The organism is Paenibacillus germinis (assembly GCF_013141785.1).
GTDB classification, from domain to species: Bacteria; Bacillota; Bacilli; order Paenibacillales; family NBRC-103111; genus Paenibacillus_E; species Paenibacillus_E phytorum.
On sequence record NZ_WHOC01000113.1, the window covers coordinates 1 to 13,932 of the forward strand.

At 43.5% G+C, this 13,932-nt stretch carries 10 protein-coding genes; all 10 read right to left on the bottom strand.

Annotation, left to right across the window (positions count from 1 at the left end):
- The coding region (locus GC102_RS21970) for a discoidin domain-containing protein (protein ID WP_171691392.1) at positions 1-3,803 on the bottom strand (3,803 nt) is incomplete at its 3' end.
- Between the two features lie 101 nt (positions 3,804-3,904).
- Positions 3,905-4,993, bottom strand: coding sequence for a HupE/UreJ family protein (locus GC102_RS21975; RefSeq protein WP_171691393.1), 1,089 nt, complete (start codon positions 4,991-4,993; stop codon positions 3,905-3,907).
- Positions 4,994-5,048: 55 nt separating this feature from the next.
- The gene (locus GC102_RS21980; protein WP_171691394.1) at positions 5,049-6,701 is read right to left on the bottom strand and encodes an ABC transporter permease; all 1,653 of its coding nucleotides are present in this window, start codon (positions 6,699-6,701) and stop codon (positions 5,049-5,051) included.
- Positions 6,694-7,818, bottom strand: a complete 1,125-nt coding sequence (locus GC102_RS21985; RefSeq protein ID WP_171691395.1) for an ABC transporter ATP-binding protein — start codon at positions 7,816-7,818, stop codon at positions 6,694-6,696. The genes GC102_RS21980 and GC102_RS21985 overlap by 8 nt, the downstream gene beginning before the upstream one ends.
- Before the next feature lie 95 nt (positions 7,819-7,913).
- Positions 7,914-8,978: an ABC transporter substrate-binding protein gene (locus tag GC102_RS21990; RefSeq protein ID WP_171691396.1), complete on the bottom strand. Its 1,065-nt coding sequence runs from the start codon at positions 8,976-8,978 to the stop codon at positions 7,914-7,916.
- A gap of 205 nt (positions 8,979-9,183) precedes the next feature.
- Positions 9,184-9,984 (bottom strand): PHP domain-containing protein, encoded by an 801-nt coding sequence (locus GC102_RS21995; protein WP_171691397.1) that lies wholly within the window; start codon positions 9,982-9,984, stop codon positions 9,184-9,186.
- A gap of 168 nt (positions 9,985-10,152) precedes the next feature.
- On the bottom strand, positions 10,153-10,956 hold the full coding sequence (locus GC102_RS22000) for a response regulator transcription factor (protein WP_171691398.1): 804 nt from the start codon (positions 10,954-10,956) through the stop codon (positions 10,153-10,155).
- Entirely contained in the window at positions 10,934-12,658 is a 1,725-nt protein-coding gene (locus GC102_RS22005) for a sensor histidine kinase (protein ID WP_171691399.1), read from the bottom strand. Before GC102_RS22005 ends, GC102_RS22000 begins: the two co-directional genes overlap by 23 nt.
- 395 nt (positions 12,659-13,053) lie before the next feature.
- On the bottom strand, positions 13,054-13,728 hold the full coding sequence (locus GC102_RS22010; protein WP_171691400.1) for an ABC transporter ATP-binding protein: 675 nt from the start codon (positions 13,726-13,728) through the stop codon (positions 13,054-13,056).
- Between the two features lie 60 nt (positions 13,729-13,788).
- Positions 13,789-13,932, bottom strand: a 144-nt coding sequence (locus GC102_RS22015) for a sigma factor-like helix-turn-helix DNA-binding protein (protein ID WP_171689630.1), incomplete at its 5' end; no start/stop codon positions are given.

Consider the following 13,932-nt stretch of genomic DNA (forward strand, 5'->3'; position numbering starts at 1 on the left):
GCCATGTCACTGGAGGTAACAATAAGCGAATGCCGCCCAAGCGGCAACGTATATAGCGGAATCGTCGTTCCGATTTGGTAAGAATACGTATCGAGCGTCACCGTCGTCTTGCTGCTGTCCACACCTGACATGTTATCCGTCAATGCAATCTGAGGCGTCAAATCCACGGAATCTTCATAAATGCTGTTGTCTCCCGGTACGGTCACCGCGATCGACGGAGCTTTCTTATCAATACTAACGGATACCGTATGCGCTTGTTCCACGTTGCCTGCTTTGTCTACACTCCAATATACAAGCTTGTGAACTCCTGCTTCTGACAATACGACGGAAGCTCCCGTTTGCTTAGCGCCATCGTCTACCGTGTAGTAGGTATTGGCTACACCCGATCCGTTATCGCTTGCGCTTAAGGTTACCGTGACATCTTGATTGATCCAGCCGCTTGGAGCATTGTCCGTTGTCGTTGGCGGTTGATGCTCAACTTCTAAGACATTAATCTCCGCAGCCGATGCCCAGCCGCCAACGCCTGCCGTTGCTTCGAGCTTGACGTACGATGCTTCTGTCGGATCAAAAGTTGCTTCTTTCTCCGCATTGTCGTTTGCCCAAGTTCCGCTTGCAACTTTAGTAAAGGTCACTCCATCCTTACTTACAAATACGTTATAGCCTGTAATAATTCCATTGCTGCCTGATTGCCTTGGCAAGTACGAGACTTTATTGATTGGGAGATCTGCTCCAAGTTTTAAGGTAATCGATTGAGGGAGAACGTCGGATTTATTCCACTTGGTATGCCAAATCGTATTTGGGTCTCCGTCAATCGCCATGGAGGCACTATTATTTTCACCACCTGTTTCTTGGCTTGTCGCCGTTGCCGACTGAATGAGCTTATTAACAGTTACTCTAATGCTTGTTGTCAAAGGCACGTTATTGGGATTTAACACCTCAGTTGGCAAAGTTACAGTTCCATTTACAGTGAAGGTCTGTCCAATCTTTAGATTGGGATCATATTTTGATGCATCTAAGTTCCATGTCACATAGGCATACCCCCTGCTTTTATCGGTAACCAAGGATACTGCCTTTGGCAATCCAAGGGCGTCCACTGTCTTCGCCGTTCCGATTGCCACCCCTGTTATGTCAGCAGGCGCAGTGATGCTGTTTAAATTTTGGTCAAGAGGTCTCCTCCCATAGACTTCAAACTCATAAATATTTGAAGTTCCATTTTCAACAGCGTTTTGCCCACTTGTAATGTAGAGGCGAACATACCTTACGGTCGATATCGGTATATACCTGTCCGTGCTGTTGGAAACGTTACCTCGTACTGAATCAAGGTCAGCCCAAACCGTTCCATCAAAGCTTCCCTGAAGCTTATAATGTTTTGTATTCAGCGAAATAGTCTCTCCGCCTTCTCCCGCATGTTTCACTACCCATCTGGCAATATCATAATTTTGTCCAAGATCGACCATCAGCCATTTATCTCCGGTCGTAGAGGACGACCACTTACTGCCGCTTGCTGTCGTTCCATCGACCGCTTTGGACGCTTCGTAGCCAGTCAAGTTCCCGTTTGTTGTAACCGTTTGGTTCAAAACAACATTAATCGCAGCAGGATCGTAGGCTAATGTGGTAACATTGAACGGGCTGCTTGCAGTTGAAGCATTTCCAGCCTCGTCCCTGGCTTTTACTGTAAATTGATAAGCTTTATTAGCTGACAGTCCAGTCACAATAAAGCTTGTATTTCCTGATGTCGATCCAACCACGGTAGTGCCGTTATAAACATCGTAGCCAATAACGCCTACATTCCCATTAAAATTATCTGTAGCCTTATCCCATTCCAAAGTTACCATCGTATCTGTAACTACTTTCGCTGTGACATTGGAAGGCACGGTGGGTGCTTGCGTATCTGCGGAAAGTGCATCCGTTGTATAATTTGTAATGGTCCAGGAAGCGATCGTACTCCGTGTGTTGACGTCCCTTCCATTGATGACCACCTTGTCCTTATAAATATCAAAAATCAAGGCTTGAGCGCCCGGGCCACCCGAATTGACAATAGCTCCATCTCTAATCATTGTAAAATATTGTTCGTTATACAAGTTGCCCGGCAGTCTTATATCGTCATGCAAATGTCCTGTTATTAGAACACTTTGAGGATATTGTCCCACAAGGTCCTTAATCTTTTGATCCTGAGCGTCGTCGCTATCATAGCCATAATAGCCATCATTCGTATGCGACATGGAAACAGTATTCTCTAATGGCTGGTGGAGAAATAAGAATATCGGTTTATCTTTACTAGCACCCTCCGCCAACTTAGCCTTTAGCCATTCCAACTGGGTATCCGATATATAAGCACCGTCCTTATCATCAGCCTCCGATCCCAGATAAATGAAGTGGTATCCGTTTATCCACTTATCAAAATAAATGCCCGGCATTCTTGTATGAGTCAGAAATCTGCTTTTCGCTACTTCGATTCCGCCAACCCATCTTACCTCGTGGTTCCCATATGCAAAATTGCGCTCCACCTGAGGATACTTATTCATTGTGTTCATGACGACATCATATTGCGCATCTGTTCCGTAATCAGTAATATCTCCAACAACGCTAACGGATCCCGCATTATTTCGTACTGCATCCTGCATAGCATTGTCAAGTGCAATATCTTGAATAGCGCCTTGTGTTGTTGCGTGCGAATCGGAGAAGGCCATATAGCTGAATTGATAGCTGGTATCCTTACTAGGATCTGTTGCAGCTAGAACCGTTACACTAATGCTTGTCGACAATAGGACATTATTCGAATTTGCAATATCCGACGGCAGCACTACAGTACCTGGTACCGTAAAACGTTGCTCGGTTTTTACAGTTGTATCATAACCTGAGGCAGCTACGTTCCAGTTTACAAATGTATTCACATTACCGCCATCAGTCACCATAACTACTGTGCTAGGCAATCCAAGTGCCGCAGGTGAAGGCGCTGTTCCATTTATTACTCCAGTAATCGCTGCAGGAGTTGCGATGCTTGTTAGCGTCTTCGACATTATCCCTACTGTAAAAGTTGCTGTCTTACCGCGTACTGTGACAGTCAGTGTCCGGCTAGCCGCTGCAGTTGAACTGTTAAAGCCACTTACATCAGAAGCTCTGACTTCCTCCACCCTTGTGGAACCATCCATGTAGGTGCCGGTGACAACCATTCCTGTGAGATCAAGGCTCTCACCGAGACGATATACCGTCTTTGTTGGCGGTGTTGTCATGGCGATACTGTTAAGCGTTTTTGAAAACTGAAACCAGTTTATGTTGGCTACGTACATTTTCCCCGTCGCAACCTTTAATACAAGGTAAATATCATGAACTCCGGTAACATTGTTAATATCGGTAGATTGAGTCTGGTAGACATTCCAGTTATCTGGTGCTGTAGCTGCGACAGTAAGTGTTCCCGCTAAAGTGCCTGTCGGACTGTCAAGCCTTATTTCAATATTACCACCTGCATTTAATCCCTTTGCTGAAAGTCTAGCACTAAATTTTGTAGCGCCATTAACACCACTACCAAAATCAATACTGTTATATACTAAATACTGGCCGTCATTCGTACCTCCAACACTTTGCCCACCATCTGGGCAGGCTTCAGTTTTCAGGTTGGCCCCCGACTTGGAACTAAAGCTTTCTGCTTCTATCAGACTATAGGCGTTGCTTGCTGCTTCTATCAGACTATTGGCGTCGCTTGCTGCATGCACTGGCGTATAGGCAGCAAAGTTGCTGAAAATGAGTGTAACCATCAGGATGAACGAAAGTGATGACTTTTTGAGCTTCGCTAAAGTATCCATAAATACATCTCCTTTTAACTTCAATCTTGGTTATAAGTAATACTGCAACCATTCTCGGACCATCGGCGGAGGTCTGCAGCGCAAGGCCAGTGCATCGGTCATTATGGCTGTAATCCACGCTGGACCGCCCATGCCACGCCGAGCGCGAATACGACGGCCGACAAGCCGATCGCAAACGGCGAAAACCATTTCCGCGAGCGAATTTGCAGGAGTAAAGGCAGCACCGCTGCGACGATAGCCATTTGCCCGATTTCAATTCCTGCATTGAAGCTGAGCAGCGAGCTGATAAAATTACGGCTCGGAAGCCCCATCTCCTGCAATGCACCGGCGAACCCCATCCCATGCACGAGACCGAAAGCGAATGTGAGCAGCCACCGGTAACGGGGGGCTTTCGCCTTCCGGCGTATAAACCAATTTTCCGCAGCAACGTAAGCTATGGAAAGAGCGATGGCGATCTCGACCAGGCGCGAGTTGACTCGAATCGTTTCCGTTGCCGTCAGCAGCAGCGTCACGCTGTGTGCAGCGGTGAACGCCGTAACAATTCGCAGTGCATCCCGCCACCCAGCGGCGACTATGAGCAGGCTGAGCAGGAAAATTAGATGATCATATCCCGTCCAAATGTGTTTCATTCCAAGCCAGGCGTATTGAAGGAGCGTTCTGTTCGTATCGCTGTCGCCCGAGCTACCGTAACGAAGCATGCGGGTACCCGTGTCAAAATAAGTATCTACCACATCATCGCCGTTCACAATCGTTATAAAATTCACGTGCGTCGGGTCGATATCGTCAAAAAACAACGAATAATGAACAGTAAGATTGTCTATCGCAAACCTCGAAGTATACGTAAGCAGCATCTGAACGCCGGGGTTTTCATGATGGTCGGACAGCTCCGCCGAGACGAAGCGATATGCCAACGTTTCATCGCCCCGCTTCAGCTCCACATGCTGCCGTACGTAATCGGCGAGCCGGCCCCGACCGGCGGCGAGCTCTTCCGCAGTCACCCGCTTATTTTCATCGGCATCAATAAACGGCAATTCCCCTTCCGGAAGAAACAGCTCGTAGACTGCTTGACGGCCTTCAATTTTAATTTGCGAGAAACCTTTATTGAGCTGATGCGCTTCGGCCGGCAGCGAAATTAAGCACCAACCTACCACGATCGACAGTAAAACTATCATTTTCCGTATAAATGTCATTACAATTTGACACCTTCCTCTTTATTAGACCGATACATCTCTCATTCGGCAGGTGTTACACGCTGACAGACTTACTCCCTGTCAATTTAAAGAAAATCAATAAAGATATAATCGTTGTGATCGTAAGGATGCTGGATATCGCTGCAGCCGTTCCGTAACTTGATTTGATTACCTCCGCATATATGGCAACGGACAACGTTTTGGTGCTGCCGGTATAAAGGATAATTGACGCGCTTAATTCATTAATGACGCTTATCCAACTCATGATCGCCCCGGCAAGCACACCCGGCAGCATCATGACCGCCGTAATCCTAAAGAAGGTTTTCACTGGGGAACATCCCAAACTGATGGATGCCTCTTCAATGCTGGGACTGATCTGGTACAGAATGGCTGCGCTGGATCGAAGCGTATAGGGAAGCTTTCTTAAAATATAAGCTATAACCAGAATCATGACCGTTCCGCTCAGGATCATCGGCTTCTTGTTAAAAGCCAGAAGAAGGGTTAAACCAATCACAGAACCCGGCAAAATATACGGTAGCATCGTAACCGTATCAATCACCGAGGTTAACAGATTCTTCTTCCTGATTGATATATAAGCTATGAACATTCCCAATATCACAATAATGGATATGGCTATTAATCCAAAAATGTAAGTATTGGTTACAGATTGCCATAGTGTTCGAAAGACCGATCTGTAGCTGTCCAGGGATAAAGACGCTAGAAACCGGGTGCCTTTCGTCTCCAAGAAGGATGTCACCACGACAGTCAACTGAGGGATAATAGCCAGAAACACGACAATATAAATGGCGACATGGGTCAATATCCCTTTGATTCCTTCAAATGCAACTGACTTTATCGGTCTCAAGGAACTCATTGCAAAAGATTTTTTATTGATAATATAATTTTGTCCAATGAACAAAAAGATTGTTATAAGCACCATAATGATAGCCATTGCCGCTGAAAAATTTGCCTCTCCACCCACTTCGCTGATAAATTCGGAATAGATCATAACCGGCATTACATTAAAGCCTTCTCCTATAAGCATCGGCGTGCCGAAATCCTCGATAGCATTCATAAAGACCAACAGGGAACCGGCCAACAATGTTGGAGCAATCAACGGCAGGATGATAGTAAAAACTTTCTTAACTGGATTGCATCCCAAGCTTTCGGCAGCTTCGATGAGTGATTCATCAACCTTCTTCAAGGCTCCAGACACATAGAGATATATGTAAGGGTATAATTTCAAAGTCAGTACAAGCAGCATCCCTCCAAAGCCATATATGCTAGGAAGCTGGATCCCCAAAGCTTGAAAGAACTTCGTGATCACACCACTACGACCGCATAAAATCACCCAAGAGTATGCTCCGATAAATGGCGGTGACAACATCGAGATGATAATCAGGATATCAATTAATTTTTTGCCTTTAACCTTGTATGCCGTGATTAGATAGGCCAAAGGGGCGCCGATCAATACCGCAAGAAAGGTTACGCAGCTGCTAATCATAAAACTGTTAATAAGCCCGCGATAATAATACTTTTTCTGAAAAAACTTGATAAAATTGTGAAATGTAAATGCTCCTGTTTTCGAATTTTCAAAACCGCTCACAAGTAAGGAGAACATAGGGTAGATCAGGAATACGGCTAATACGATGGCTATACCCAAGGTTATGGCTGTCCAGAAATTAAACCTAAACTTGAATTTAGTCATATTTTTTCACTTCCTTGATTAAGCTCCGTTCTCCGTCTTCGGTAAACACGTTAATTTGTTCACTCTTTGGAGCCAGGTAGAGCCTATCCTTTAACTCATAAAAATTGCCCATTTGGCTCAAGTCTTGGACGAATTCGCAGGACAATCCCGCATCTACTGTCATATTGTCCCGGAAGGTTACCTGATAATTGATATATTGGCCCAGGAAAGTGCTTTTGCTAATTATTGCTTCCAAGCCGCTTTGCGTAGCAGAAAATTGTTCGGGTCTGATCGCAATCATGATGTTCATTCCATCTGTCACATCATCAACCAAATTATGCATAGGTATAGAATAGCCGTCCTTGAACGTGATGCGTTTTTCGTTTCCATTCAACTTAATCGTTCCCTTAAAGAAGTTGGAATGACCAATGAAGCTCGCTACGAATATATTGGCTGGACGGGTGTAGATATCTCTTGGCTTGCCAACCTGCTGAATCACGCCATCCTTCATAACTGCAATTCGATCGGATATGGCCAAGGCCTCTTCTTGATCGTGGGTTACATAGACAGTGGTTATACCCACATCCCTTTGTATATCCCTAATCGCAGTTCGCATATCAACCCTCAGCTTGGCGTCCAGATTCGAAAGTGGTTCGTCCATTAGAAGAACACTAGGGCGAATGACAATAGCCCTTGCCAGCGCCACACGCTGCTGCTGCCCCCCGGAAAGCTTTTCCGGAAGCCTTTCTTTGTACGGATCGATTTTTACAACCTTTATAATCGTTTCCGTTCTTTTCTGCAACTCTGCTTTGGGCAGTTTTCTTAGTTTTAAACCGTATTCTACATTTTGCTGTACCGTCAGGTGCGGGAAGATCGCGTAATTCTGAAATACCATGCCGATGTTTCTCTTATGGGCAGGAATATCGTTGATTACTTGGTCGTCAAAAAGTATCTCGCCTGCCTCAATCGAGTTAAACCCCGCAATCATTCTCAGCAATGTCGTTTTACCGCAACCGGACGGTCCAAGAAGTGTGAAGAATTCGCCGTTCTTTATATCAATTGAAAGTCCCGGAATGATGGTGATTTTGTCTTTATCGTATTTCTTAACAACGTTATTAACATGTATGGCTACACTCACTAAACTTCCTCCTTTGCTATACAAGCCTGTAACACAAGTGTCACAGGCTTGCATAACAATTCTAGTTCCTATCGTGGTGGAGTTCTGGCTTACTCCTAGTTGCTTGTATAAACCTCTTTAAACTTATCCAGCCATGCCTGATTGTTAGCTAGTGCGGACTTCAGATCTTCTTGAACGATCTTGAATTCTGTAACCTGCTTTAATCCTGCTGGCGCAGGAACATCAGTCCTTGAAGCGCGCATATTGAGTTTCGCTGCTGTAAGGGACTGCAGTTCCTTGGATGTCAGGAAATCAACAAACTTTTTGGCATTTTCCATATTTTTGGCGCCCTTAATGATCTGTACAGTACCAGGGGATACGATAGCGCCCTCTTTCATATAGACAACTTCAACCGGAGAACCTTGTCTGACCGCAGCGGATGCCAACTCTTCATGAGTAAATCCAACAACGTATTCGCCATCAGCAACCCCCTTAGGTACTGCCGAGGAACTTGCAAGAAGCTTTCCGTCAAGATTCTTGGTTAAGCTCTTGATGTAATCCCAGCCCTTATTCTCATCTCCCGCTCCGATGGTCTGTAAGATGTTTTCGATATGAGTCAAGCCGGTTGATGATTTAGCAGGATCAGGAAATGCTATCTTGCCTTTCAGCTTCGGGTTGAGAAGGTCCGCATAGCCTTCAATCTTGATATCGCCTACAAGCTTCTTGTTCACCAGAAGCACCATCGGAATAATGTTGTTTCGGGTAATCATTCCTTCAGCGTTTTTGGCCGACACAATTATATTGCTTTCATTCACTGATTTATATGGTTCAAACAACTGCGGTTTGGGAGCTATAACAGACACCGTGCCTCCCCATTCAATATCACCGAGGGGTTTTGCCTGTTCGGCTTCGATCCTCTTAAGAAGCTCTCCTGTACCAGCTGTAACGACTTCAACCTTAACCCCCGTTTTGGCTTCAAATTCAGGAATCACAATATTCATGACATCTGTAGCTGTTGCTGTATAAACGACAAGTGACTTTGATGTCTCGGTCTTTGCGTCTTCCTTAGTTGGGCTTGCACTGTTTAAGTCAGAGCCCGTCTTGCTTGACGTTGCGCTTGTGCATCCAACGCTCAGCAGAATCATGCATGATGTTAATAACAATACGAAAGTCTTCTTCATTCCATTTCCTCCAAGTAATCATTATGTATCACATATCTATCTTATTGAATTAAAACTAGGTGAACAATCCGAAAATACCGTACAAATATCCGTAAAAATGAACTTGTTTGGAGAAATCCATTTTGCAGGAAATGCAGTCGGTCAAAATCAAAACAGACAGCATATGCAAAGGTTACTACCTGCATGTGCTGCCTGCATCCTCTAATCAAACTACATGAACATTACCAACAAAATATAGAGGGGCTTTCAGGCGCGCCTTTCCATGCCAGTCCGTTCCACCAGATACTTTCAAATCTAGTTTCTCGCAACAAAGTTCATACCAATTGCATTCTTTGGGAGAATGTTCAGGATAATACGCTTCGATGCCGTCTAACCCCAGATCTTTCATCTGCTTAAAAATGATTAATTCTTCATCCAGGCTCAGCTTCATTAGTTTAGGATGCGCAAGAAAAACTTTTCCGCCACTTTTTTTAATAACATCTAAGCTATTTTCAATCGGAGCAGAATATTCCTGTTCTACGAATTTGAAACAATAATCAACAAAGCCCGGGTATTGCTCCCAACCGCTAAACAATCCATCCTTCAACATTGCAGAGAATACATCTGATAGGTAAAACCCTTTTCTCTTTCGATTATGGTTCAACACTTGTTCCCAAGAATAGCCGTACTTTTGAGCTATATATATTTCAAAAGTATACTTTGTGTATTCTGTAGCTTTTGCAGTTAAATCATCCAACAATTCTAGTAACGCTGTGTTTTTTATGTCTATACCATAACCAAGAATATGTACGTGCTTTTGACCAATTCGAGATGAAATCTCTACACCGGGTATTGTTTCAATATTCGTTCCTGCGGCAGCCGTCATGAAGGCTTCTACCCCATCAACAGTATCGTGATCAGTTAATGCTACCGCATCTATTCCATATATTTGGGCAAGGTTGATTAATTGTTCTGGGGTGTCTGTACCGTCAGAATGGCAGGAATGCATATGATAACTATATCTCATGCTTCCCTCAATCCCTTCTTGTGCCCTTTGGCTGGCCTCATCATTCCGTTCCTCCTAGTATTAAAATTCATGTTACATGTCCATGTTAATGAAATGAAATACAAAGAACAATACGAAAAAAAATACAACTATCCGTAAAAATGAACTTTATATGAGCATATTCTCTTCCTATCGTGACTTCTTAACGACTACCCGGTTGCTGAACTTCATAAAATCTGTGGGAGATGTGTTTGTATATTTTCTGAACACATTGCAAAAGTGCTTGTATTCACTGAAGCCTGTCATATTAGATATTTCATATATCCGGTATTTACCTGTGGCGAGCAGTTCTACAGCTTTCTGAATCCTGTATTTATTAAGGATCTCCAGAAAAGTCTGGGAAGTAACTTCTTTCAATTTACGGCTCAAGTAACTCGGGCTGACTCCCAGTTCATCCGCAATAGCTTCGATGCTCAACTTTTGCTGATAATCACTTTTGATTCGTCGAATCGCTTCACTGACATAATTATTCTGTTTTTGTTCGGCTAAAAGATATCCATCCAACTCGATCAGATGGGTATGGCCAATCGTGTTCGTGACGATGTCGTCATAAACCTTGCCTTGCCTGTTGTTGTGATTGATATTCTCGATAATTTCAGCAAGCTTCTTTTCATCAACAGGCTTTAATAAATACTCGAGCACCTTCAATGAAATAGCCTGCTTGGCATATTCGAACTCGGAATAGCTGGTCAGAATAATGCATTGGAACGGATATATTCTCAAAGCTTTCTCCACCATTTCTATCCCATTCATAACAGGCATCCTGATATCTGTAATCACCAAGTCAGGCCGATGCTGCTGAATCATTTGGAGTCCTTTCTCTCCGTCCTCGGCATCTCCTACAACCGTACATTGCATAGACATCCAATCAACGGTGTATACAAGCCCTTTTCTAATAATCTCCTCGTCTTCAACGATGACTACCCTCAGCACGCTCGCTCCCCCCCCTGCTAACCGGTAATGTAATTTTGACGACTGTTCCGCCATGGTGCTCGCTTGATAGGTCTACCCCATACTTCTCGCCGTATATGAGCTGCACTCTCCTATGGACATTATACAATCCGATATGGGAAGAATTGTTTATATTTCCATCCAGGATATGTCTGATTTTTTGCAGTACTATCGGTTCCATCCCCTCGCCATCATCATTAATGATTACGACCAGGGTATCCTCACTAATGGCAGCCTTAATCTGTACTGTCAAGGATTGACGGTTTGCAAAGCCGTGCATGATTGCATTCTCTATGATCGGTTGAACAATGAGCTTGGGAACAATACAGTCCAAGGCGGCTTCATCCACATGGATCTCATAGTCGAATTTATTTCCAAATCGATATTTTTGAATGAACAGGTAGTTCTTGGTATACTCGACATCGTCCCCCAGATTCACCTCCGTAATGGTGTTGTTAATACTGTATCTTAACAAGTTAGATAAAACGACTATCATCGTACTGGCGGAAGAAGGGTTCATTTTTACCATATAACGAATCGTTTCCAGCGTGTTGAACAGGAAGTGAGGATTAAATTGGGACTCAAGCTGTTTAATTTCGGATAATACATTTTGTCGGGCCTTTTCCTTGTTCGCTTCAATCAAGTTCTTGATATCGCCCAGCATCTGATTATAAGCTTCTGCAAAAACCTGAAACTCATCGTTGGTATTGACCTTGAGCTGGGTTTCCAAGTTACCGTTTTGAACATGCTCAATCGCCCTAATTATGTCATCAATGACCTTGGTTTTACTATCAGCAATTTTTCTTGCCGATAAGTAGGTTGTCAAGGTCAACATGCCAAAAAGCAAACTTAATAGCACGCCTGTCAAAATAAGCATCGATCTAAAGTAACCAATGGAGGTGAGAGTATAAATACTAATTTCCGCATCGAGAATTTCCGTTCTCGTAACATATTGGCTGTCATCCTTCGATTCGACAACGCCAGACTTGTCTCTGAAATTCACATCGATTTTCCCTAATTCGTTGACTAACAATTCATTCGTGCAAGCAATTACATACCCGAACTTGTCGGTTATAACGACGCTCGTCGAGAAATTTTTGCTGATCAGGTTAACCAGGTCTCTTTTGTTAAAGTCGAAGGTGATATATCCGGCAACACGACCTTTAATTACAATCGCTTTACCCACTGTCAAGCTTGGACTGTCGGCAGTAAAAGCAGGCTGCCTAGCTAGAATGACCTTCTCTGGCATATCCAGCATTCTTCGAATCGGTCCCCACATGAAATCAGCTTCGCCTTGAGCATATTCAGGGATATGATCCGAGCTTTGTATTAAAGGCTTCAGCTTATCGTCAAACACGAAGAAATTCCCTTTTGTTTCCATTTTATTTACAAAATCGTAAAATGAACTGTATAATTTACTGTTTGAAAAATTCAACTCTAGGTAATCCTGCATACCTCCATCTTTTGACAAATGATCCGCTTGATTCTGGTAAGTACCTATAATGTTTCCTATTGTATCCGCTATTTGGACATTGTACTTATAGTTCCGTGAAACAATCGTCCTGTAAAGACTGGAAAACGAAAGTAAATAACTGGCTAAAGTAATAATGACGACCGGAATAATCGCATAAATGACAAACGATTTTCTAATACCTTCCCTATAATGCCTGAATTTTTTTGACATTTCCTCACCTTTATATTCGATTGTATCGATTGTCCTTTGCATATTTTATCACATACATTTGGTTCAGCATGGAATTCATAATAACTTAATAAGTTTGCGAGATCTTATAGCGTGCAGTGTGCACTAAGCAAAAAAAGGACTCAATCTTGGTTAGAATAGTATTCCATCCAAAGTGAGTTCCTATTGACAATTAGGGCTACTAGAGTCGAGAAGTGGATCGTTTCACTTATTCAATAATCCCTATGCACCCTCCTCCTTTCCCGCTGCTTCTCTTCATATAAAACTACCCGCCGCTTTAGTTGAATGCTGTACCATTTTCATTCAAAATCAAACAATTATTTAAAACAAACCGGAACCCCTTATTTCAAAGGAGTCCCGGTCTTATAAATCACCAATTAAACATCTTTATATAACCGTCCATCTCGAAACCTCACAATCCGCTTCGCCTGCTGCGCAATCGAAATGTCATGAGTAATCAAAATAATCGTCCGGCCTTGTGCATTTAATCTCTTTAAAATGTTTAAAATCTCCGCACCTGTCTTCGAATCTAACGCTCCCGTAGGCTCATCCGCCAAAATGATCGGAGGATCTCCTGCCAATGTTCGCGCAATAGCAACACGCTGCTGCTGTCCACCAGATAACTCCGATGGAAAATGCTTCTTACGATCCAGCAAGTCCACCGATTCCAGTGCATGTAAAACGAGAGGCTCTCTTTCCTTTTTACTCATTCCCCGATAGATCAAAGGCAACTCCACATTCTCATAGGCACTTAATCTCGGCAGCAAGTTGAAGCTTTGAAAAACGAAGCCAATCTTCTGATTACGAATCTCAGCAAGCCCAGAATCCTTAAGCACGTTTATTGCCTGACCATCAAGATCATAGATACCTTTATCTACAATATCTAAACACCCGATGATGTTCATTAGTGTGGATTTGCCGGAACCTGATGGTCCCATGATGGCCACGAACTCTCCATGATCAATATCTAACGAGACGTCATCTAATGCTTTTATCGTTTCCTCGCCCATCGTATAATACTTACTTGCATTTTCGATATGGATTAACGTCATAACCTTCACCTCCCTTACTTGCACAGGGTCCAAATAAATGAAGTATCCGATTCATAACCCTTACCGTTTCGCCTTATAAAACTCATGATACAGCTTCATGAGCGCCCTTTTTTCAATCCGCGACACATACGACCGCGAAATTCCCAGCTCCTTAGCAATCTCCCGCTGCGTCCGCTCTTCCCCGCCTAATTCCAACCCAAACCG

What these genes read in the sequence shown, in the direction of transcription:
- GC102_RS21975 (WP_171691393.1), bottom strand. Translation starts at nt 4,993, where the DNA reads ATGACATTTATACGGAAAATGATAGTTTTACTGTCGATCGTGGTAGGT.
- GC102_RS22005 (WP_171691399.1), bottom strand. Translation starts at nt 12,658, where the DNA reads ATGTCAAAAAAATTCAGGCATTATAGGGAAGGTATTAGAAAATCGTTT.
- GC102_RS22010 (WP_171691400.1), bottom strand. Translation starts at nt 13,728, where the DNA reads ATGACGTTAATCCATATCGAAAATGCAAGTAAGTATTATACGATGGGC.
- GC102_RS21995 (WP_171691397.1), bottom strand. Translation starts at nt 9,984, where the DNA reads ATGAGATATAGTTATCATATGCATTCCTGCCATTCTGACGGTACAGAC.
- GC102_RS21990 (WP_171691396.1), bottom strand. Translation starts at nt 8,978, where the DNA reads ATGAAGAAGACTTTCGTATTGTTATTAACATCATGCATGATTCTGCTG.
- GC102_RS21980 (WP_171691394.1), bottom strand. Translation starts at nt 6,701, where the DNA reads ATGACTAAATTCAAGTTTAGGTTTAATTTCTGGACAGCCATAACCTTG.